Raw genomic sequence first — 21,364 nt, forward strand, 5'->3', positions numbered from 1 at the left:
CCGGCGTGGCGGGTTCCGCCCCCGCGCCCTCCGGGTTAAGAGCCCGGTGCTCTGACTGGCTGAGCTACACGCCGATGTCGCGCGGCAACGGTAGCTCAGCGATCACCGGGGGACACGGCGATTTCGCCGCGCACGGCCGCCGTCGCCTCGATGCTGGCGAGCAGGAACCGGGCGATGGTGGCCTTCTCCTCGTCGCTGAACGCCTCCCACGCCGCCGTGTACGCGCTGTTGAGCGGGGCGAAGAAGCGGCGGCCCAGGTCCAGGGCCTTGTCGTGGACGCGCAGTTCGACCTTGCGGCGGTCGGTGGTGCTGCGGGCGCGTTCGACGTGGCCGGAGGACTCCAGGCGGTCCAGGACGGACGTGGTCGCCGACGCGCTCAGGTGCATGGCCTCGGCCAGCCGACCGGGTGACAGCGGTGTGCCGCGGCGGTCCGCGTCCATGATCAGGACCAGCGCGTTCATGTCCGTGCGGTGCAGGCCGTGCCACTCGCCGAACAAGCCGACGAAGTGGTCCGACTCCACGACGAGCTGTCGCAGGAGCCGCACCAGGGTCGAGTTGTCGGCCATCCGCCCTCCGGTTAGCATTTCGACGATCGAACTATTCGACCATCGAATCATCTGGTCTGCCGGAGGTCATTCTCCCGTGCGCGCACGCTGGGTCGTCCCCGCCCTGATCGCCGTCGCCTGGCTCGCCCTGGGCGGCTTCGCCGGACCGTTCACCGGCAAGCTCAGCCAGGTCGCGGTCAACGACAGCACCGCCTTCCTGCCCGCCTCCGCCGAGGCCACCGAGGTCGCCGAGCGGGTCAAGGCGTTCGGCGACCAGCGCAGCCTGCCCGCCATCGTGGTCGCCGAACGGCGGTCCGGCATCACCGACGCCGACCGCGCCTACCTGGAGGGCGTCCGCTACCCGGGCAAGGCCTCGCCGGTCATCCCCTCCCGCCAGGACGACCAGGCCGCCCAGGTGGTCGTGGCCATCGACGCCGTGGAGCCCGCCGACGCCGTGGAGCAGTTGCGCACGGCGTTGGACGACCCGCCGGACGGGCTGACCGTGCTGGTCACCGGGCCGGCCGCGCAGATCGCGGACCTCAAGGAGGCCTTCGGCGGCATCGACGGGCTGCTCCTGCTCGTGGCCGGGGCCGTGGTCGCGGTGATCCTCGTGCTGGTCTACCGGAGCCCGTTGTTGCCGCTGGTGGTGCTGCTGTCCGGCGTGATGGCGTTGGGTGTCGCGAGCCTGGCCGTGTACCTGTTGGCGGACAACGGGGTGCTCGACCTCAACGGTCAGAGCCAGGGCATCCTGTTCATCCTCGTGTTCGGCGCGGCCACGGACTACGCGCTGCTGCTGGTCTCCCGGTACCGAGAGCAGTTGCGCGACACCGAGGACCGGTTCGCCGCCATGCGCACGGCGTGGCGGGCGACCATCGAACCCATCGCCGCCTCCGCGGGCACCGTCGTGCTCGGCGTGCTGTGCCTGCTGTTCAGCGACCTCAACTCCAACAAGGGCCTGGGTCCGGTGGCCGCGATCGGCATCGGCGCGGCGCTGCTGGCGTCGGTGACGTTCCTGCCCGCGGTGCTGGTGCTGCTCGGCCGGGCCGCGTTCTGGCCGCGCCGGCCGGTGTTCGGCTCGCCGCACCCCGAGTCCGGTGGGCTGTGGGCGCGGGTCGCGGCGCTGGTGTCCGCCCGGCCCCGGCTGACGTGGGTGGTCACGACGCTGGTGCTGCTGGTCGGGGTGGCGTTCGTGCCGCAGCTCAAGGCGTCCGGGACGGCCCAGTCGGACGTGTTCCTCACCGACGTGGAGTCCGTGGCGGGGCAGGAGGTGCTGTCGCGGCACTTCCCCGGCGGCAGCGGGTCGCCCGCGGTCGTGCTGGCGCGAGCGGGCTCCGCCGCGCAGGTCGCTGCCGCCGCGAAAGTGGACGGTGTGTCCACTGTGGAGCAGAAGGGCGAGGCCGGCGGGTTGGTCCGGTTGGACGTGGTGCTCAAGGACCCCGCCGACTCCGAAGCCGCGCTGGCGACCGTGCAGCGGTTGCGCGAGGCGGTGCGGCAGGTGCCCGGCGCGGAGGCCAAGGTCGGTGGGCCGACGGCGACCCAGCTCGACACGCGGGACACCTCCGAGCGGGACCGGTTGGTCATCATCCCGATCGTGCTGCTGGTGATCTTCCTCGTGCTGGCGGCGTTGTTGCGGTCGTTGCTGGCGCCGTTGCTGCTCATCGCGACCGTTGTGCTGTCCTTCGGCGCCACGATGGGTGTTGCGGCGCTGGTGTTCAACGGGCTCTTCGACTTCCCCGGCGCGGACCCGGTGGTGCCGTTGTTCGGGTTCGTCTTCCTTGTGGCGCTGGGGATCGACTACAACATCTTCCTCATGACCCGCGTGCGCGAGGAAACCCGGACGCTCGGGGCGCGGGAGGGCGTGCTGCGCGGGCTCACGATCACCGGTGGGGTGATCACCTCGGCGGGTGTCGTGCTGGCGGCGACGTTCGCGGCGCTGGCCGTGCTGCCGATCCTGTTCCTGGCCCAGATCGCGTTCATCGTGGCCTTCGGCGTGTTGCTGGACACCATCGTCGTGCGGTCCCTGCTGGTGCCCGCGCTCGCGGTGGACGTCGGCGGGCGCATCTGGTGGCCGTCACGCATTTCCCGACCGGATTAACGCGTTACCGCTGGAGATCACCGTTTCGAGTGGACTTGACGCGTGCCGCGCCTGGTCGGGGTGGCGCTCGCCGAGCCGTTCCGGCCGCCTGTTCCTAAGGTCCGCTCGTGCCCGGTTCGACGCCGGGCACGGGTACGACCGGGCGGCCGGGCGCCACGCTCCGTCCACCGCGCCACCCGGGACACGGGTTTCCTCACGGAAGGTCAAGCCGTGGGACGGAGGACCGCCGCGTCCGATGTGGACGCGACCGGTGCGGCGCAGCGGTGCGGCGACGTCCATGTCCGATCACGGAGGCACCACCCAGAGCGGCACCACCCAGAGCGGCACCACCCGGAGCGGCACCACCACCCACCTCGGCCGGGCAGCGCTGCTGACCGCCGCCACGGCCTGCCTGTTCGGCCTCGGCGGCGGTGTCGCGGCGGCCCAGGACAGCCTGGACTGGGACGCCGTGGCGCGCTGCGAGTCCGGCGGGAACTGGTCGATCAACACCGGCAACGGTTACTACGGCGGCCTTCAGTTCACCCCGGGCACGTGGGCGGCCAACGGTGGCACCGGTATGCCGCAAGACGCCACACGTGAAGAGCAGATCAGGGTGGCGGAGAACGTCCTCCGCACCCAGGGCGCCGGCGCGTGGCCGTCGTGCGCGGGCCGCCGCGGCGCCCCCGTGCGCTCCACCCCGCCCAGCACCCGCACCGCGGTCCGCACCGCGCCGGTGGAACCCGTCGTACCCGCACGTCCACCGTCGACCGACAACCCGGCCGGCGACTACACGATCCAGGAGGGCGACACCCTCGCCTCGATCGCGCAACACGCCGGGATCGAGGGCGGTTGGGAGGCCCTGGTCGCCATGAACCCGGGCCACCTGACCAACCCGGACCTGATCATCCCGGGCCACCGCATCGTCACCAAGTCCGCGTCCGACGAGCCCCGCAACCTCCGGATCCGCTGACGCCCCCTCACGCCGGCCGCCCGGGCGACCCCGGGCGGTCCGGCATGAGCGCGTAACGGCCGGGACTGGTGCCCACCAGGCGTTTGAAGTGCCGGCTGAGGTGCGACTGGTCGTAGAAACCCGCTCTGGCGGCCACCTCCGCCGGCGGCAGGCCGGACAACAGCAGGCGTCGGGCAAGGTCCACGCGGCGGCCGGTCAGGTACTGGTGGGGCGGGATGCCGTACTCGCGGCTGAAGCTGCGGACCAGGTGGGTCGGGTGCGCGCCGAGGAGGGTCGCGGCGGTGGTCAACGACAGTCCCGAGTGGACGTTCGCGTCCAGGAGGTCGCGCAGGTCCTTGGCCAGACCCGGGTCTCGGACGGGGCTGGGTGTCGTCCGGAGCAGGTGGTGGGTCAGGCGGTCGACCACGAGGGTCAGGCGGCTCTGCGCGGCCAGCTGTTCGCCGGGGTGGGCCAGGGTGTGGTGCAGCTGGTGGATGCGGTGGCGCAGGAGCGGGTCCGGCAGGGCCGGCTGGTCCACCGCGCGGCCGGTGAGGTCGGGGTCCAGCAGGTCGGTGTCCAGGTAGAGGACGCGTTTGCGGAAGCCGTGCGGGGTGGCCGAGCGGCCGTCGTGGGGGACGTGCGGGGGCAGCAGGGTGACGTGGGAGCGGAGCGCGCCGTGCTCGTGGTGGTCCAGCTCGAACTGGACGGTGCCCTCGTCGATCAGCAGCAGGGTCCACGTGTCGTGGGTGTGCATGGGGTAGGTGTGGTCCGGGAAGTGCGCGTGGAACACCTCGGACACACCTGTCACCGCGGGTCGCCACGCCCGGATCGTCCCCGACACCCCTCCCAAGGTACCCGTGCCAGGAACGTACAAGACGGGGTGGCGGGCGGGCGGCGACGCTGGGGGAGTGGAAGAAGCTGTTCGATTCGACACCAAGATCGCCGTGCTGCTCCGGGACGACCTGGAGGCGTGGCAGGGGCTGAACGTGTGCGCGTTCCTGAGCGGGGCGCTGGCCGCCGGGTCGCCGGAGCTGCTGGGCGAGCCGTACGCCGACGCCGACGGGACGCCCTACCTGCCGATGTTCCGGCAGCCGGTGCTGGTGTTCGCGGGTGCCAAGGAAGTCCTGACCGCCGCGCACGGGCGGGCGGTGGCGCGGGAGCTGCCGATCGCCGTGTTCACCTCCGACCTGTTCGCCACCGGCAACGACCGGGACAACCGGGCGGCGGTCCGGGCGGTGCCCCGCGACCGGCTGGACCTGGTCGGTCTGGCGGTGCACGCGGGCCGCAACGTGGTGGACAAGGTGTTGAAGGGCGCCCGCATGCACCCGTGAGCCGAACCCGGCGGATCGGGGTCGTGTCGTCGACCCCGATCCCTGTGCACGGCCTACACGGTCGTGAGCGGTGCGTCCCACTCGATGCGGTGCTCGAACTGCCAGGCGAACTTCGACGGCTTGACGAACTTCATCGCCACCGGCATGAGCAGGTCGCGCAGCACGCGGGCGACCGGGCCGGCGGCCTTGTCCTGGTTGGTGCGCGCGGCCATCTTGATGATGCGCTCCACGCGGTCCCGACGCAGTCGCTCGTACGCGGCGAACGCCTCCGGGTGCGGCAGGTCCCGCAGGCACCGGGCCAGTTCGACCGCGCTCTCCACCGCCAGCGACGCGCCCTGGCCCGAGCTGGGAGACGTGGGGTGGGCGGCGTCGCCGATCAGCACCATCCGGCCCCGGCTCCACGTCGGCACGGACGGGATGTCCTCCAGCGGCCCGGTGATCACCAGGTCCTCCGGCGAGGTCCGCGCGAACATCGGCAGCGCCGGCACCCGGTCGTCGGCGAACACCTCCCGGAACCGCCGCAACCACTCCGCGGCACCCACCGCCCGCGCCTCGGCGGTGCTCATCGGCGTCTTGCTCGGCAGGTTGACGAACCACCCGCCGGACGAGTCGTCCATGACCTGGTACCCGAAGAACGCCCGCTTGCCGAACGCCAGGTACATGCACCCGCCGGTGGACGGCAGCCCCGTGTCCGCCACGCGCGCCCCGAACCCGAGCAGGCCCGTGTACCGGGGCTTCGGCGCGCCCGGGTCGATCAGGCCGCGCACGGTGGACCGGATGCCGTCCGCACCCACCAGCAGGTCACCGCGCACCGACGACCCGTCCGCGAACCGCGCCACCACCCCGTCGTCGGACGAGGTCGCGTCCACCAGCCGCTTGCCCATCTCGAACACCACCCCGCGCGCCAGCGCTTCCTCGCGCAGCACCCGGTACAGCTCGTCGCGCCACACCATGAGCTGGGGCGGGTCGCTCTCGAACGCGCCCAGCGTCTTGCCCGTCCAGCTCTGCATCGCCATCGACGTGATGGGCGTGCCGATGGCCCGCACGGCGTCGTCCACGCCCACCACGCTCAACGCCTGCAACCCGTTGGGCGCGAACCCCAACCCGCCGCCGACCCCCTCCGCGGTGCGCGGGTAGGCCTCGTAGACGGTCGCGTCGAACCCCGCCCGCCGCAGCGCCAACGCGGCCACCGGGCCGCCGATGCCACCGCCGATGACCAGCACGTTCATGTCCCCTCCAGGTTCTGGTGGAAACCGGCCCACATGGGTCCCCAGCCGGTCTCCGGGTCCTCGATCCGGTCGATGAAGCCCTCGACGAACGCCACCTCGGCGTCCAGCAGGGCGATCCGGTACTCCTCTTCGACCAGGAAGAGCGGGTGCACGCCGACTGCGGAGTCCAGCAGCCCCCGGATCTCCGCCCGCTGCTCGGCGAGCCGTGCCAGCCGGTTGCGCAGCAGTGGCACGACCTCGTCCGGCGGCAGCGCCCCGATCAGCGACAGCGCGGCCACGAAGTGCGGGTACTCGTGCCGGGGTTCGGCCACCAGGTCCCGCAGCCAGTCGCGCAGCTCCGCACGGCCTTCGGGCGTGAGCGCGTAGACGGTCCGCTCGGGCCGCTGGCCGTCGCGGACGGTCTCCTGCGGCGCGATGAACCCGGCTTTCTCGAGCTGCCCGACGACCATGTAGAGCGAGCCGTGGGTGAACTTGATGCTGCGGTCGTCGTGGTGCTCGCGCAGCATGCGGCTCAGCTCGTAGGGGTGTGCGGGCTGCCTGACCAGGTAGCTCAGCACGGCCAGGGCCAGCAGGTTCCCGACCTTGCGCTTGCTCGCCATCCGTCCTCCTGTAGTCAGGACTAACTATCCATCCCTGACTAGTCAGTGTCAACTATTCATCTCCGGTCGAGGTTCGCCGACCGCGTTTGGCCTGATCAGCGCAAAACCACCGGTGCCCTTGCCCCCGTTCGGGCGGGTCGCCCAAGCTGCGGTCCCGACGACAAGCGAGGTGGCCGTGCAGCAGACCAGCTCACTCGAACAGCTCCTGTGGGACGTCTACGGCCACGTCCGCGACGGCGGCGCCCCGATCACCGAGGGGTTCGCGAGCCTGGCCGAGGTCGAGTACCTCGCCGACCTCGCGCGCACCGCGGGCGCCCGGCGGATCGCCGAGATCGGGTTCAACATCGGGTTCTCCAGCATCGCGTTCCTGGAGAGCGCACCCGACGCCCGGGTGGTGTCCTTCGAGCTGGACCAGCGGCGGTCGGTCGCGCTGGCCAAGGAGTTCGTGGACGTCCGCTACCCCGGGCGGCACGAACTGGTCGTCGGCGACTCCACCACGACCGTGCCCGCGTACGGCGGGGCGCGGCCGGACCTGGTGTTCGTCGACGGCGGGCACACCTTCGAGATCGCCTACGCCGACATCGTCAACGCCCGCCGCCTGGCGCGGCCGGGCGCGGTGGTGGTCGTGGACGACGTGATCCCCTGGTACCCGTGGGGCGTCGGCCCGCACCGGGCGTGGACGGCGGCGGTGGAGGAAGGGCTGGTCGAACCCGTCGAGTACCACGTGGACGGACGCCGGGTCGAGGAGGTCGCCGAACCGGGCGACCGGGCGTGGGCGACCGGCCGGTTCACCCGGTAGCTCGGGGGTCGCTCCGGGTCCCGGGCCGCCCGGAGTGGGGGTCGGTAGGGGTTCTCCGGTCCCGTGCCCGCGGTGCAGGGTGGGAAGTCGCGGAGCGAAAGGCGTCGAATGAGCATCTCCGAGATGGACTTCCGGCCCGCCGTCCGGCCGACCCCGCGGTCCGTGCGGTCGCTGCGGGACCGGCGTGACGAGCTGACCACCCGGGTGGCGTTGGGCAACCGGGACGCCGTGGCGCGGCAGCACGGGCTGGGCAAGCGGACCGCGCGCGAGCGCCTGGAACTGCTGCTGGACGAGGGGTCGTTCGTCGAGCTGGAGATGTTCCGGCGCGGCACGACCGGCGCGCACACCGACGGGGTCGTGGCCGGTTCCGGGACCGTGGACGGGCGGCGGATCTTCGTCTACGCGCAGGACTTCACCATCTCCGGCGGGTCGCTGGGCGCGGCGCACGCGGAGAAGATCCACAAGGTGATGGACCTGGCCGTGGCCACCGGGTCGCCGATCGTGTCGGTGAACGACAGCGGCGGGGCGCGCATCCAAGAGGGCGTGATGGCGCTGCACGGCTACGGCGGCATCTTCCGGCGGCAGGTCGAGGCGTCCGGGATCGTCCCGCAGATCGCCGTGGTGCTGGGGCCGTGCGCGGGTGGGGCGGCGTACTCGCCGGCGTTGGCGGACTTCACGTTCATGGTGCGCGACACCGCGCAGATGTACCTGACCGGGCCGGACGTGGTCGCGGCGGTGAGCGGTGAGCGGGTCACGCACAACCAGCTCGGCGGCGCGGACGTGCACGGGTCGCTGTCCGGGGTGGCGTCCTTCGTGCACGACGACGAGGAGAGCTGCCTCGCGGACGTGCGTTACCTGCTGTCCTTGTTGCCCGCCAACAACATGGAGCCGCCGCCGGCGTACCCGCACCCGGCGGGGGACGAGCTGCGGCCCGCGCTGCCCGACCTCGTCCCGGTGGAGCCCAACCAGCCCTACGACATCCGGGGCGTCATCGCCGAGGTGGTGGACGACGGGGACTTCCTGGAGGTCCACGAGGACTGGGCGGGCAACGTCGTGTGCGCGTTGGCGCGACTGGGCGGCGAGGTCGTCGGGATCGTGGGCAACCAGCCGCTGGTGTTGGCCGGTGTGCTGGACACGGCGGCGTCGCAGAAGGCGGCGCGGTTCGTGCGGTTCTGCGACGCTTTCGGCATCCCGCTGGTGACGCTGGTGGACGTGCCGGGGTTCCTGCCCGGCACCGACCAGGAGTACGGCGGTGCCATCCGGCACGGCGCGAAGCTGCTGTACGCGTATTGCGAGGCGTCTGTGCCGCGGGTGCAGGTGATCCTGCGCAAGGCGTACGGCGGTGCTTACATCGTGATGGACTCGCGGTCGATCGGGTGCGACCTGTCGCTGGCGTGGCCCACCAACGAGATCGCGGTCATGGGCGCGGAGGCGGCGGTGAACGTGGTGCACCGCAAGGAGTTGGCCGCCTCCGCCGACCCGGACGAGCTGCGGGCCACGCTCATCGCCGCGTACTCCGAGGAGCTGGTGCACCCGTACTACGCGGCCGAGCGCGGTTTGGTGGACGACGTCATCGACCCGGCGCAGACTCGGGCCGCCGTGCTGCGCGGCCTGGCGATGCTGCGCGACAAGCGCCGTCGCGCGCCCGCCAGGAAGCACGGGAACGTCCCGCTGTGATGCGGTGGGAGCAGGCGAGGGCGAGGAGCCACAGGCTCCACAGCACGTACCCGAGGAAGTTGACCTCGCCGGCACCCACGACCCCGGCGAGGATGCCCACCGCCGCCAGCCCGCCCACGACCGTCGAGACCCGTCCGGGTTCGAGGGCTCTGAGGACGAGCACGGTCCAGGCGGCGGTGAGCAGGTAGCCGCCGGTTTCGCCGATCACGTTGCCCAGCCACAGGTTCAGCGCCTCGACCGTGCGCACGTCGGCCGGGTCGTCGGGGGACAGGCCGGGGACCAGCAGCGGCCACCGGAGCAGCCCGAGGGTCTGCACCACCGCCGCGGCTGTCCCGGTGGCTCGAACCGCGCGGTCGTCGGTGAGGACGAACGAGGCCGGCGCGAGCAGGGCGGCGCTCAGGGTGAGCAGGGCGAACTCCCAGGCGATCGCGCGGTCGGCGTGGAAGCGGCGCAGGACGTCGGTGGGGTCCCGGGTGAGCACGTCGGGGTAGTCGAAGGACGTGCCGAGCAGGACGAACGCGAGGTTGGCCCCGACGACGGCGGCCACCGGGACGGCGGCGGTGAGCAGGCGGCGCACGGCTCTCTCCGATCTCTGTACGGTGTGCAGAGATGTTTGTACGGTGTACAGTGATCGCTGTCAACACTGGGGGGTGGCCGTGGGCAAGCCGGGACCGAAGCGGACCCTGTCCGAGGACGCGATCGTCGCCGCCGCACTGGAGGTGCTCGACGAGCGCGGGGCGGACGCGGTGTCCGTGCGCAGCATCGCGGCCCGGGTCGGCATCGCACCCAACGCCGTGTACACGTACTTCCCGGACAAAGCGGCCGTGCTGCGCGCCGTGGTGGACCGGCTCATCGGCGAGCAGAGCCTGGCTGTCCTCGCGGGCGACGAGCCCTGGCAGGACCGCATCCGAACCGTGGCGTTGGGGCTGCGGTCGAGCTTGCTGCGCCACCCCGGTGCCGCCACGCTGTTGATGAGCGCGCCGATGGACGGGCCGCGGGCGTTGGAGTTCGGCGAGCGCTTGCTGGACGTGCTGTCGGAGGCCGGTTTTACGCCCGAGGACGCCGCCCGGCTGTCTTACGCGCTGATCGTGTACATCCTCGGAGCCATCGCTCTGGAGGCGGCGGAGGTCGACCCGTCCCGTCCCGCACCTCCCGAGGAAGAACGGATCGCCTTGCGGCGCAACGGGTTCGCGAAAGTTCCCGCCGACACGTTCCCGCGCACCGCCGCGGCTGCCGAGGTGATGGCGCGGTACGTGTCGACCGAGCAGTTCCTGTGGGGGCTGGACCGGGTGCTGGGTCGCGCGACGATTCCGTCGTGAACAGAAAGTGGTGGGCGAAGATCACCGGCTGCGGCCCAGAACACGCGATCGGCGCGCGGTCGCCGATGGTGACCACGTCGTGCTGTCCATCGACGCCGCCGTGGCCGAGCACCTGGTCCCGCCGCTGTTGTGGCTCGACGCGGTCCTGGTCGGCACGCGCGCCGACCGGTTTCGGGCGTTTCGCCTGCGCTACCGCAAGGCGCGGGACGTCCTGAAGGACTTCTTCCCACCCGAACCGGCCGATCCCGGCCTCGCCGAACTGGCGCAGGGGAGGAGGGCCGCTCGAGTGGAGCGGGTGTCCCGGGCGGTGCGGCGGTGGTGGCGGACGTGCGGCGGGGCGGGGACGTCCGGTTGGACCAAGCCGGGCTGGACGAGCCGGAGGTGTCCCGGCTCGTCCACGCCGACGACTAGAACGGCTGGTTCGCGAAACCCTTGCGGGCGGCGGCGGACAGGAACGACTGCCAGACCGACGTGCTCGTGTGCGGGTCGCCGGTGATGCCGAGCCTGGACTTGGCGGTGGTGAAGGCGTTTTGGGTGTTGGTGCCCCAGATGCCGTCCACGACCAGGCCGGAGCTCATGAAGTTGTTGCACAGCGACTGCACGAACTTCGTGTCCGACTCCGAGCTCTTCACGCACCGCACCGGCAGGCCACCGAAGTCGGAGTGGATGTGGTCGGCGTGGTCGGCGTTGTACCAGCCGTCCAGCACGTACCGGAAACGCCTGCGGCACACCGCGTCCACCGCCAGGTACCGGCGCCGCACCGCCAGGGTGCCCGACGCGTGGTCGTGGTCGAGCGGGGACGAGAGCTGGCCGCCCGACCAGCGCACGTGGTCCAGGTCCATCGCCGTGCCGGCGCCGTGCTGGCCCGGCTTGTTGACGTAGAACCCGGCCGACACCAGGTAGGAGATGCTGCCGTAGGCCGACGACAGCGACCGCAGGTCCCGGATCCACAGCACGAGGCTGTCGTAGAACTCCTGCGTGCACTGCCAGTTGCGCAACGTCGTGTCGCCGCGCGAGGACCGCCAGTAGTAGACCGGGGTGCCGTCGATCCGGCTGAACGTGATCACCAGTGGGCTCCCTCAGATCGCGGTGGTCAGGAGGCGGCCGCCGGACAGCCACGCGGCGCGCGTGCCGGTCACGCCGAGGGCCTTGGCGTCGGCGGGCACGGCCGCCGGTCCGGAGGTCCCGCCGACGACGCCGGTCAGCGGGGTCGAGCCGGCGATCTCGTTGCCGAACCACCGCACGACACCGGACACCGACGCCAGGCCGCGCACGGCGACCCCGTCGACCCGCGGCAGTTCGCGCCACACCACGCCGTCCGCCGACGTGTGCACGCGCGTGCCGGTCGAGTCCACCGCCGCGCACACGAACCCGTCCGGGGTGGTGGCGAGCGCGGACGCGAGCAGCCCGTCGGCCAGGCCGCGCACCGGCACGGTGGACCAGCCCGAAGCCGTGCGCCGAACGGCCACCCGGACCTCGGGGGCGCGTTCGTGGCGCACCACGGCCCCCAGCGCGAGGGTGCCGGTGGTCGCGGTGAACTCGGTCCGCGTGCCGTGCAGGCGACGGGCTTCCCGCCAGGTCACGCCGTCGCCGGAGGTCCACAGCGCGGCCACCGGGTCACCGGCCAGCGACCCGGCCGCGACCAGTTGCGTCCCGTCGTCGGCGAGGTCGACCAGGCCGGCGTTCTCCAGTCCGCTGGTGATGCGCACCGAACCGTTGTCGCTGATCAAGGACCACCCGCCGGCGGCGCGTGCGAGGGTCACGGGTGTTCCGCCCAGCGATGCCACGCCGACACCGTTCGACAGGGGGGTGGCGGCGTCGGCGGTGCCGACGGAGGTGGCGGCCACCGCGGTCACGGCGGCGCCGAGCACGAAAGTACGGCGATCGAGCACGTCAGCTCCTTTCGGAGGCAGGGGGATTCTGACGTGGTACCGAAGCTGTTGGTACTTTTCCGACGCAGTATGTAATCACGCCTACACGCCCGGCAATACCCCTAACAGGCGGCGCTAGGATGAACAGCGTCTCGCGACTGGCGTGCCGAGGGTGGGAACGACCACCGGGGAGCGAAGAGCCGACGAGCACCGCGCGCCTGGGTGCCCGGCACTCGCTGGAGGCTGCCGTGCACGACCCCGCCATCCCCGCGCTCACCCAGGCCGACCCCGAGGTCGCCGGCCTCGTCCAGGCCGAAGCCCGTCGCCAGTTCGAGAAGATCCGCTTGATCGCGTCCGAGAACTACGTGTCCCGGGCGGTGCTGGAAGCCACCGGCACGGTCCTGACCAACAAGTACTCCGAGGGTTACGCCGGCCGCCGGTACTACGAGGGCCAGCAGGTGGTCGACCCGGTCGAGACGCTGGCCGTGGAGCGCGCCAAGTCGGTCTTCGGCGTCGAGCACGCCAACGTGCAGCCCTACTCCGGCTCGCCCGCGAACCTGGCCGTGTACATGGCCTTCCTGGAGCCCGGCGACACCGTCATGGGCCTCGCGCTGCCCTCCGGCGGCCACCTGACCCACGGCTGGGGCGTCTCCGCGACCGGCAAGTGGTTCCGCAGCGTCCAGTACGGGGTGCGCAAGGAAACCGGCCGCGTGGACCTCGACGAGGCCCGCGACCTGGCCCTCAAGGAACGCCCGAAGGTCATCTTCTGCGGCGGCACGGCCATCCCGCGCACCATCGACTTCCCGGCCTTCGCCGAGATCGCCCGCGAGGTGGACGCGGTCCTGGTGGCCGACATCGCCCACATCGCGGGCCTGGTCGCCGGCGGCGCGCACCCGTCCCCGGTCGGGCACGCCCAGGTCATCACCACGACCACCCACAAGACCCTGCGCGGCCCGCGCGGCGCCATGATCCTGTCCGACGCGGCCCACGCCAAGGCGATCGACAAGGCGGTGTTCCCGGGCTTGCAGGGCGGTCCGCACAACCACACCACGGCCGCCATCGCCGTCGCCCTGGGCGAGGCCGCGACACCGGCGTTCGCGACCTACGCGCACAACGTCGTGGCCAACGCGAAGGCCCTGGCGGCGGCCCTGGTCCAGCGCGGCTTCGACCTGGTCTCCGGCGGCACCGACAACCACCTCATCCTGCTCGACCTGACCAACAAGGCCGTCGCCAGCAAGCCCGCCGCCAAGGCCCTGGACCGCGCGGGCATCGAAGCCAACTACAACACCGTCCCCTTCGACCCGCGCAAGCCCTTCGACCCGTCCGGCGTCCGCCTGGGCACGGCGGCGATCACCACCCGCGGCCTGACCCCGGACCACATGCCCCAGGTGGCGGCGTGGATCGACGCGGCCGTGCAGGCGGTGGGCGACGAGCCGACGCTGGACCGGATCGCGGCGGAAGTGGCGGAACTGATGGCCGCCTACCCGATGCCAGGCTGGACCCCAACCGCCTGACACATCCACCCAACTCCTCGCGCGCAGCGCGGCTCTCCACGCGCGCGCAGCGCGTGCGGTGGTCCCAACCACAGGTGGAGGGCCTCGGTTCCCCCGCCGTATGGCCTGCCCGAAGGGCTACCGCACTTCGGGTCGGGTGCAGCCGAAAATCTTGTGAGGAACGAGCAAGATTTTTAGCGGCACCCGGCCCGAAGTGTGGTTGGCTCCGCCAGGCCATACGGCGGGGGAACCGACGCCCTCCACCCCCCGCTGGCGGCCTGCCGCGCGGCGAGCGCCGCTTGTCATCTTTCGATCTTTCAATCTTTCGATCTTTGATCTTGAAAGAGACGGTCAGCTCGCTTCGAGCGCCTGCACCAGCCGCTGGACGTCGTCCCGGAAGGTGTTGTGCCGCAGTTCCGGCACCAGTCGGAAGGTGGCCAGGTTGAACGGCTCGACGTCGGGCATCCGGGCGCCGTCCACCAGCACGGGTACGACCCGCACGTAGTGGCGCAGCGCCGATTCGAACTCGGCGGGCATCGGGTCGCGCAGAGTCCACTGTGGACCGATGAGGACCAGGAGGTGGTCGGCGCGGTGCACCGCCTCGACCACCTCGACGTCGTGCTCGGCCAGGTGGTCCGCCAGGCGGCCGGCCAGGTGGCGGTCCTCCGGTCGGGCGTAGCTCAGGTACACGGCCGGTCGGGTGTGCGGCGGGAGGACCAGGCCGTGCAGGGCGGCCTGCAAGCGGTCGCGGAGGTCCTCCACCGACACCCGGGCGCGGGTCAGGAGTTGTGCAGCCCCGCTGTCCGGTTGGTCGAGCAGGGCGATCAGCAGGTGTTCGGTGCCGATGCGCCGGTAGCCCAAGGAGACCGAGTGGCGGTGGGCCTGCTCGACGGCCTGGTCCGCGCGGGTGGTGAACGGCGGGTCTTCGGGTGTCGGCGCGCCGCCTCGGCCGACGAGGTGGACCAGGTGGTCGGCGCAGACCTGGGTGGTGAGGCCGGCGGAGGTGAGGACCTGGGCGGCCAGGCCCAGGTCCTCCTCCACCAGGCCGGTCAGCAGGTGTTCGGTGCCGACGTGGGCGTGGCGCAGCTGTCTGGCCTGGTCGCGGGCGAGTCGGAGCGCCTGGCGCGTGTGGTCGTCGAGCTTCGCGAGCATCTGCCCACCCCGGCCGGGAAGGGCCAGGCGTCACCGGAACCGGTCGGTGGCGGCGACCCTGGCTGCTGCCATGCTGGCACTGCCGCCGTGCGCGGTGTCGCGGATCAGCACAAGTTCCGCGTCCGGCCACGCGTGCGCGAGCAGCCACGGCGTGCCGACCAGGTTGCCGAGGTCCAGTTCGCCCTGCACGAGCACGCCGGGGATGCCCGCGAGCCGGTCGGCGTTGGCCAGCACGTACCCGTCCGGGATGAAGGACCCGTTGGACCAGTAGTGCGTCACCAGGCGGGCGAACGCCAGGCGGTACTCCGGCGGGTCGAAGCGCGGGTCGTTCGGCGTCAACGGGAGCATCGCGTCCTCCCACGCGCACCACTCGTCGGCCGCCCGGTCCTGCACCGCTGGGTCGTGCAGGAGCTTGGCGTAGGCCGCGCACAGGTCGTCCGGGTCGCCGGCGAACGCGCGGAACCGGGCGTGGGCCTCGGGGAACATCGGGCCCAGCCCGGTCACCAGGAGGTCCACCTCCTCCTGCCGCCCGGTCGCCACGCCCGCGAACACCATCTCCGACACCCGCTCGGGGTGGCGGACCGCGTAGACCAGGCCCAGCACCGAACCCCACGACGCCCCGAACAGCTGCCACCGCTCGATGCCCAGGAACTCCCGCAGCAGCTCCATGTCCGCGATCAGGTGGTCGGTGGTGTTGGTGGACAGGTCGGCCACCGGCTCACCCGCGTGCGGGGTCGAACGCCCGCACCCGCGTTGGTCGAACAGCACCACCCGGTAGGCGGCGGGGTCGAAGTAGCGGCGGGCTTGGGGGCTGCACCCGGAGCCCGGGCCGCCGTGCAGCACGACGGCCGGTTTGCCGTGGGGGTTGCCGCACACCTCCCAGTAGACAAGGTGTCCGTCACCGACATCCAGCATGCCGTGGTCGTACGGCTCGATCTCCGGGTACATGCCCCTCAAGATACAACAGCACTGTTACAACAGCGCTGTCATATATCATCCGAGCGCTGCCTCCAGGGCCGGGAACATCGCTCGCACGTCCTGACCGCCGTCCTTCCACACGCCGATGACGAACGCGGCCGTGGCCTCCATCAACGCCGCCCGCGCGAGCCCGCCGCCGTCCACCGGCACGCACCCGGCGTCACGTACCAACTCCCGCACGACCTCCAGTGCCGCCGGGGAGTCCCCGCACACCGGCACCCCGAGCGGTCGCCCTTCGTACACCGGCGCCGGGTCTCCCCACACGCTCACATGGCACAGGTTGAACGCCTTCACCACGTCCCCGCCCGACGCTTCCGCCAGCCGTGCGGCCCCCGCGGTTGCTTCGAGCAGGAACCCGGGCGCGACGGAGTTCGTGCAGTCGACCACGACCTTCCCGCGCGCGTCACCCACCGCCTCGACCGCCGCCGACGCGGGCACCGCCACCAGCAGCACGTCCCCGAACGCCACGGCCTCCCGCAACGTCCCGGCCCGCGCACCGATCCGCTCGGCCAACGCGACGGCCCGCTCACTCGACCGTCCACCCACCAGCACGTCGTGCCCGCGCGCCACCCACTTGCCGCTCAGGGCCTGCGCCATGCCGCCGGTCCCCAGCACGCCGATCTTCATGCTCGTTCCTCCCGCTTAGGCTTCCGGGGGAAACGCTAGAGAGATCGACGGGCACCAAACGGTGTCCGCGCATGGGGGGACGATGACCCGCTTCCTCGCCGACTGCCAGGCCCGGTTGGCGTTCGACCTGATGGCCAACACGTGGAACCCGGTGGTGATGTTCGCCCTGCGCGACGGCGCGCGCCGGCCGGCCGAGCTGCGCCGGCTGATCGGCGGCATCCGGCCGAAGGTGCTGACGGAGTCGTTGCGCCGCTTGGAGGGGTACGGCTTGGTGGCGCGGGCGGTCGGGACTGACCGCGTGGAGTACTCGCTGACTCTGCTGGGGGAGAGCCTGCTCGGCCCGATCGACGCGATGGGCCGGTGGGGCCTCGAGCACGGCGACGAGGTGTCCCTGCTCGACGACTGAGCCCACCCCGCCCGCCGCCACGCATCCAGTTGCCGCCGAGCATCCACTTGCCTGCGGCATCTACTTGCCGCCGCGCATCCACTTGCCGCCAGCATCTACTTGCCATCGAGCATCTACTTGTCGGTGAGCATCTAGTTGTCGCCCTCGGCCTGCCCCGCCCCGCCCTGCCCCGCCCTGCCCCGCCTCGCCCTGCCCCGCCTCGCCCTCCCTGCGCCGCGCCGCCCCGCCCTGCCCCGCCCTGCCCTGCCCTTCCCTGTCCCGCCCCGCCCCGCCCTGCCCTGCCCTGCCCGGCCTGCCTTGTCCCGCCCTGTCTCGCCCCACGCCGCCCCGCCTTGACGGCCGATTCGAAACGGTGTTTTATAACAGCGTTTCGGAGAGGCGAGGTGTGGCATGCGTGCGGGATTCCGGTCGTTGGACCGTGAGGTGGCGCTGGACCTGGAGGTGCGGGGCGAGCTGCCCGACTGGCTGTCGGGCACGTTGGTGCGCAACGGCCCCGCGCGGTTCGAGGCGGGGGAGCGGAAGTTCCGGCACTGGTTCGACGGGCAGGCCATGCTGCACCGGTTCGCCTTCGCCGCCGGCAAGGTGGCCTACCGCAACCGCTACCTCGACACCCCCGCCCTGCGCTCCACCGACGACGGCCGGATCGGGTTCGGCGAGTTCGCCACCGACCCGTGCCGCTCGATCTTCGGCCGCTTCTTCACCCGCCCCCGCCTGACCCCCAACGCCAACGTCAACGTGCTGCTCGACGACGCCGAGGGGGACTGGGCGCTCACCGAGACCCCGATCGCCGTCGAGTTCGACCCCGACACGCTGGCCACGGTCGGCCTCTCGAAGCGAGACCACGCCGTCCCCGGCCAGGCCCACGCCATCCCCGGCCAGGTCACCACGGCGCACCCGCACGTCGCCCCGGTCACCGGCGACCTGGTCAACTACCTGCTCCAGTTCGGCCGGCGCAGCGTCTACCGGGTCTACCGGCAGCGCAACCACGTCCGCGAGGTGCTCGCCGAACTGCCCACCGACCGCCCCGGCTACCTGCACAGCTTCGCCGTCACCGAGCGGCACGTGGTGCTGGTGGTGTTCCCGCTGGTGGTCAACCCGCTCTCCTTCCTCCTGCGCGGCAAGCCGTTCATCGAGAACTACCGGTGGCGGCCCGAGCTGGGCACCCGGTTCGTCGTGTTCTCCCAGGAGGACGGGGCGCTGGTCGCCGACCACCGCACGGACGCGTTCTTCGCCTTCCACCACATCAACGCCTACGACGCCGAGGGCCGGGTCGTCGTGGACATCTGCTCCTACCCGGACGCGGAAGTGGTGGACGCGCTGTACCTGGACCGGCTGCGCGGCGACACCGAGCTGCCCCTGCCGTTCCCGACCCGCTACGAGGTGGACCTGACGAGCGGCGCCATCCACTCGAGACGGTTGTCCGAAGAGGCGATGGAGCTCCCGCGCGTCTCATATCGCGCCCACAACGGCCGCGAGTACCGCTACGCCTACGGGGTGAGCGCGCACGGCGGATCGCGGCACGACTTCTTCAACCAGCTGGTCAAGGTGGACGTCCGGAGTGGACGGACGCTGCGGTGGCACGAAGCCGGCCGCTACCCCGGCGAGCCGGTGTTCGTGGCCGCGCCGGACGCCGCCCGTGAGGACGACGGGGTGGTGTTGTCCGTGGTCCTGGACGGTGCGACCGAGCGGTCCTGCCTGCTGGTCCTCGACGCCGGCAGCTTCGCCGAACTGGCTCGGGCCGAAGTCCCGCACGCCATCCCCTTCGGGTTTCACGGCCAGTTCACCTCGCGGTCATATCCGCAGTGAGCCACAAAAAACTTGGCCCGGTTTGTATCCGGGCCGCAAGGGGGCGCCTCTGTAGGTCGAATCGAATTCGGAGCCCACCGGGAGGCAACTCGTGGCACCACGAGTGGCGGTCGTCGGCGCGGGCGTGGCGGGTATTTCCGCCGCGTACCACCTGCGCGACGAGGCGCACGTCACACTGTTCGAGGCCGACCGGCGGGCCGGTGGTCACGCGCACACCGTGGAAGTCGAGGACGCCGGTCGCACGCTCGGCCTCGACACCGCGTTCATCGTCTACAACGAGCCGCACTACCCGAGGCTGACTCAATTCTTCGCCGACCTCGGCGTGGCCACCCAGCCGCACCCCGGCAAGTTCAGCTTCTTCGACCTCGACGCCGCCACGGCCTACGTCTCCGACGATTTCGACCGGCCCGAGGAGGAGGTCGCCGCCAAGTACCCGGGCGACTTCGTGCACCTGTGGCGCGAGGCGGCCCGGTTCCTGCGCGACTCGCCCCGCGACTTCGTCCGCAAGCGCACCGACGTGCCGCTGGGGGAGTACCTGACCGCCAACGGCTACAGCGACGCGTTCCGCCGCGGGTTCATCGTGCTGATCGCCACCGCGGCCTGGTCGGTGCCCGCGGACCGCATCTGGGAGATGCCCGCCAGCACGATCATCGCGTTCTTCTTCGCCCACGGCAGCGAGGGTCTCGGCGGCCGGACCGTGCCCTGGCGCACGGTGACCGGCGGCAGCGTCAGCTACGTCCGCGCGGCCCTCAAGGCCATCGAAACCGCAGGTGGGAGCGTTCGCCTGGGCACGGAGGTGGCCGGCGTCCGGGAGACCGCCGACGCCGTCGAGGTGCACACCGCCACCGGCCCGGAGACCTTCGACCGGGTCGTGCTGGCCACCCACGCCGACGACGCCCTGCGCCTGCTGGAGCGGCCGACCGGGCGGCAGCGGCTGCTGGAGGTCGTCGGCTACAGCCCGACCCGCGCCACCCTGCACACCGACCCGGCCGTCCAGCCGACCCCGCGCGAGACGTGGCGCAGCTGGAACTACGGCCGGCGCGGCGAGGCCACCTGGGTGAACTACTACCTCAACGACCTCCAGTGCTTCACCGCCGCCGACGACTACTTCCTCACCCTCGACAGCGGGGTCGACATCGACCCCGGTCGAATCGTGGCGGACCTCTCCTACCGCCACCCGGTGTTCACCATCGAGGCCCGGAGAATCCAGTCGGAGATCTACTCGGTGAACGACGGGGAAAGTCGGGTCAAGTTCGCCGGCTCCTATTTCCACTCCCGCAAGATGGGGCCGGACATCCTCGGCATGCACGAATCCGCGTTCGACTCGGGTATGGCCGCCGCCGAATCCGTGGTCGAGTCTTTCCACCGCGAGCACAAGGGGTAAACGCAGAATGTCCGCACTCACCGTGGAGACCGTGCAGGAATGGCTGGTCGAGAAGATCGCGACCCGCCTGGGCGTGGCGCCCGACCAGGTCGACACCGGCCAGTACTTCGACGAGTTCGACCTCGATTCCACCGAGGCGCTGGTGCTGTCCGGGGAACTGGAGAACTGGCTCGGGTTCGAACTGGAAACCACCGCGCTGTGGTACCACCCGACGATCGCCGACCTGGCCCGCTACATCGTGCAGGAGCGGTCCGGTGACAGCGCGTCGGTCTGACCGGCCGCTGGTCCGCGAGTTCCCGCCGACCGGCGGGCACCCGGTGGTGCTCGTGCACCCCGGCGCGGTGCCCGCCGCCGAGTACGCGGACCTGGCCGGGGCCCTCGCGCCCGCGTCGCTGGCCGTGGTGGACCTGGAGCAGGTGCCCGAGTACTTCGAGGCCGCGCTGACCGGGGTGCTCACCACGTCGGTCGACGCGCTGGCCGACCGGGTCGTCGCGGAGCTGCGGGCGCGGGGCGTGCCGGACCGGTGGACGCTGGCCGGCTGGTCGTTCGGCGGCGTGGTCGCGTTCACGGCCGTGTCCCGCCTGAGCGCCGACGAGCGCCCGGACCGGGTGGTGTTGCTGGACAGCCTCGCCCCGGTGCCCGAGTACACCGCCAACGACGACGAGGAGCTGGACCTCGCACGGGTCCTCGGCTGGTTCGCGTTGTACCTGGCCGCCAAGCGCGACCGCCCGGTGGACGCCTCGGACTCGCTGGAAGCGGTGCTGGACGCCGGGCTGGCCTCCGGGGCGCTGCGCCCCGGCACCACCCTGCCCGGCCTGCGCAAGGTGTTCACCACCTACGTGGACGGCTTGCGCCGCAACAACTCCCTCGCCCGCGCCCACACCCCCGTCCCGGTCGACGTGCCCGTCACGCTGGTGCGCCCCGACCGCGGCCTGCTGACCACGCCCGAGCCGCTGGGCTGGGACGCGCTGGCCCCTGGGCTGACGACCACCACCTGCCCTGGTGACCACTACTCGATGCTGCGCCACCCCGGGGCGCTGGCCGTGCTCCACGCCGCCCTCGTCCCCCTCTCCCGCTGACCGTCCGCCCTCCCGCTCTCCCGCTGACCTCCCCCGCCACAAGCAT

Annotated in this window: 22 protein-coding genes, 1 tRNA gene and 1 riboswitch; of the genes, 12 read left to right on the forward strand and 11 right to left on the reverse strand. The window is 71.7% G+C overall.

Going from position 1 to position 21,364, the window contains the following annotated elements:
* Together DFJ66_RS36970 and DFJ66_RS36975 are read right to left on the reverse strand one after the other, a co-directional pair.
* A tRNA-Lys gene (locus tag DFJ66_RS36970) sits at positions 1-74 on the reverse strand.
* A gap of 21 nt (positions 75-95) precedes the next feature.
* On the reverse strand, positions 96-566 hold the full coding sequence (locus DFJ66_RS36975; protein WP_121228445.1) for a MarR family winged helix-turn-helix transcriptional regulator: 471 nt from the start codon (positions 564-566) through the stop codon (positions 96-98).
* Positions 567-642: 76 nt separating this feature from the next.
* On the opposite strand from DFJ66_RS36975, the gene DFJ66_RS36980 reads away from it, so the two are divergent.
* Positions 643-2,640, forward strand: coding sequence for an MMPL family transporter (locus DFJ66_RS36980; RefSeq protein ID WP_121228447.1), 1,998 nt, complete (start codon positions 643-645; stop codon positions 2,638-2,640).
* A 277-nt stretch (positions 2,641-2,917) separates the two neighbouring features.
* Positions 2,918-3,589 (forward strand): transglycosylase family protein, encoded by a 672-nt coding sequence (locus tag DFJ66_RS45195; RefSeq protein ID WP_121232295.1) that lies wholly within the window; start codon positions 2,918-2,920, stop codon positions 3,587-3,589.
* Between the two features lie 7 nt (positions 3,590-3,596).
* Here DFJ66_RS45195 and DFJ66_RS36990 read toward each other — a convergent pair whose 3' ends face one another.
* Positions 3,597-4,409 (reverse strand): AraC family transcriptional regulator, encoded by an 813-nt coding sequence (locus tag DFJ66_RS36990; protein ID WP_211351434.1) that lies wholly within the window; start codon positions 4,407-4,409, stop codon positions 3,597-3,599.
* 67 nt (positions 4,410-4,476) lie between these two features.
* Here DFJ66_RS36990 and DFJ66_RS36995 point away from each other — a divergent pair, with 67 nt between their 5' ends.
* Positions 4,477-4,899, forward strand: coding sequence for a DUF2000 domain-containing protein (locus tag DFJ66_RS36995; RefSeq protein WP_246030063.1), 423 nt, complete (start codon positions 4,477-4,479; stop codon positions 4,897-4,899).
* A gap of 53 nt (positions 4,900-4,952) precedes the next feature.
* Here DFJ66_RS36995 and DFJ66_RS37000 read toward each other — a convergent pair whose 3' ends face one another.
* A complete protein-coding gene (locus tag DFJ66_RS37000) occupies positions 4,953-6,128 on the reverse strand; it encodes an FAD-dependent oxidoreductase (RefSeq protein WP_121228452.1) in 1,176 nt (391 codons plus the stop codon).
* Complete coding sequence (locus DFJ66_RS37005) at positions 6,125-6,727, reverse strand: PadR family transcriptional regulator (RefSeq protein ID WP_121228454.1); 603 nt, start codon at positions 6,725-6,727, stop codon at positions 6,125-6,127. Before DFJ66_RS37005 ends, DFJ66_RS37000 begins: the two co-directional genes overlap by 4 nt.
* A gap of 175 nt (positions 6,728-6,902) precedes the next feature.
* On the opposite strand from DFJ66_RS37005, the gene DFJ66_RS37010 reads away from it, so the two are divergent.
* Positions 6,903-7,526 (forward strand): O-methyltransferase, encoded by a 624-nt coding sequence (locus tag DFJ66_RS37010; protein ID WP_211351435.1) that lies wholly within the window; start codon positions 6,903-6,905, stop codon positions 7,524-7,526.
* 123 nt (positions 7,527-7,649) lie between these two features.
* Positions 7,650-9,203: an acyl-CoA carboxylase subunit beta gene (locus DFJ66_RS37015; protein ID WP_246030288.1), complete on the forward strand. Its 1,554-nt coding sequence runs from the start codon at positions 7,650-7,652 to the stop codon at positions 9,201-9,203.
* Here the strand turns inward: DFJ66_RS37015 and DFJ66_RS37020 are convergent.
* Positions 9,097-9,780 (reverse strand): DUF4386 domain-containing protein, encoded by a 684-nt coding sequence (locus DFJ66_RS37020; RefSeq protein ID WP_211351436.1) that lies wholly within the window; start codon positions 9,778-9,780, stop codon positions 9,097-9,099. The two genes, DFJ66_RS37015 and DFJ66_RS37020, sit on opposite strands and share 107 nt — an antisense overlap.
* 79 nt (positions 9,781-9,859) lie before the next feature.
* Between DFJ66_RS37020 and DFJ66_RS37025 the strand changes: the two genes are divergently transcribed.
* The gene (locus DFJ66_RS37025) at positions 9,860-10,522 is read left to right on the forward strand and encodes a TetR/AcrR family transcriptional regulator (RefSeq protein ID WP_211351437.1); all 663 of its coding nucleotides are present in this window, start codon (positions 9,860-9,862) and stop codon (positions 10,520-10,522) included.
* A gap of 407 nt (positions 10,523-10,929) precedes the next feature.
* On the opposite strand, the gene DFJ66_RS37030 is transcribed toward DFJ66_RS37025, so the two are convergent.
* Together DFJ66_RS37030 and DFJ66_RS37035 are read right to left on the reverse strand one after the other, a co-directional pair.
* Positions 10,930-11,589 (reverse strand): extensin family protein, encoded by a 660-nt coding sequence (locus DFJ66_RS37030; protein WP_121228462.1) that lies wholly within the window; start codon positions 11,587-11,589, stop codon positions 10,930-10,932.
* Positions 11,590-11,601: 12 nt separating this feature from the next.
* On the reverse strand, positions 11,602-12,414 hold the full coding sequence (locus DFJ66_RS37035) for a hypothetical protein (RefSeq protein WP_147459456.1): 813 nt from the start codon (positions 12,412-12,414) through the stop codon (positions 11,602-11,604).
* A 123-nt stretch (positions 12,415-12,537) separates the two neighbouring features.
* Positions 12,538-12,624, forward strand: a riboswitch (ZMP/ZTP riboswitch).
* Between the two features lie 17 nt (positions 12,625-12,641).
* Here DFJ66_RS37035 and DFJ66_RS37040 point away from each other — a divergent pair.
* Entirely contained in the window at positions 12,642-13,907 is a 1,266-nt protein-coding gene (locus DFJ66_RS37040) for a serine hydroxymethyltransferase (protein ID WP_121228466.1), read from the forward strand.
* A gap of 330 nt (positions 13,908-14,237) precedes the next feature.
* On the opposite strand, the gene DFJ66_RS37045 is transcribed toward DFJ66_RS37040, so the two are convergent.
* The 3 genes from DFJ66_RS37045 to DFJ66_RS37055 are packed head-to-tail and all read right to left on the reverse strand — an operon-like array spanning position 14,238 to position 16,643.
* A complete protein-coding gene (locus tag DFJ66_RS37045; protein ID WP_121228468.1) occupies positions 14,238-15,038 on the reverse strand; it encodes a toll/interleukin-1 receptor domain-containing protein in 801 nt (266 codons plus the stop codon).
* Positions 15,039-15,068: 30 nt separating this feature from the next.
* Positions 15,069-15,986, reverse strand: a complete 918-nt coding sequence (gene pip / locus DFJ66_RS37050) for a prolyl aminopeptidase (RefSeq protein ID WP_121228470.1) — start codon at positions 15,984-15,986, stop codon at positions 15,069-15,071.
* Between the two features lie 45 nt (positions 15,987-16,031).
* A complete protein-coding gene (locus tag DFJ66_RS37055; RefSeq protein ID WP_121228472.1) occupies positions 16,032-16,643 on the reverse strand; it encodes an NADPH-dependent F420 reductase in 612 nt (203 codons plus the stop codon).
* 82 nt (positions 16,644-16,725) lie between these two features.
* Between DFJ66_RS37055 and DFJ66_RS37060 the strand changes: the two genes are divergently transcribed.
* From DFJ66_RS37060 to DFJ66_RS37085, 5 genes are all read left to right on the forward strand, one after another.
* Positions 16,726-17,049: a winged helix-turn-helix transcriptional regulator gene (locus DFJ66_RS37060; protein WP_121228474.1), complete on the forward strand. Its 324-nt coding sequence runs from the start codon at positions 16,726-16,728 to the stop codon at positions 17,047-17,049.
* Between the two features lie 390 nt (positions 17,050-17,439).
* Positions 17,440-18,855, forward strand: coding sequence for a carotenoid oxygenase family protein (locus tag DFJ66_RS37070; protein WP_121228478.1), 1,416 nt, complete (start codon positions 17,440-17,442; stop codon positions 18,853-18,855).
* A 91-nt stretch (positions 18,856-18,946) separates the two neighbouring features.
* The gene (locus DFJ66_RS37075) at positions 18,947-20,239 is read left to right on the forward strand and encodes an NAD(P)/FAD-dependent oxidoreductase (protein ID WP_121228480.1); all 1,293 of its coding nucleotides are present in this window, start codon (positions 18,947-18,949) and stop codon (positions 20,237-20,239) included.
* Between the two features lie 7 nt (positions 20,240-20,246).
* The gene (locus DFJ66_RS37080) at positions 20,247-20,513 is read left to right on the forward strand and encodes an acyl carrier protein (RefSeq protein ID WP_121228482.1); all 267 of its coding nucleotides are present in this window, start codon (positions 20,247-20,249) and stop codon (positions 20,511-20,513) included.
* Positions 20,494-21,318, forward strand: coding sequence for a thioesterase domain-containing protein (locus DFJ66_RS37085; RefSeq protein ID WP_121228484.1), 825 nt, complete (start codon positions 20,494-20,496; stop codon positions 21,316-21,318). The genes DFJ66_RS37080 and DFJ66_RS37085 overlap by 20 nt, the downstream gene beginning before the upstream one ends.
* Positions 21,319-21,364: the final 46 nt, after the last annotated feature.

The organism is Saccharothrix variisporea, from assembly GCF_003634995.1.
GTDB lineage: Bacteria > Actinomycetota > Actinomycetes > Mycobacteriales > Pseudonocardiaceae > Actinosynnema > Actinosynnema variisporeum.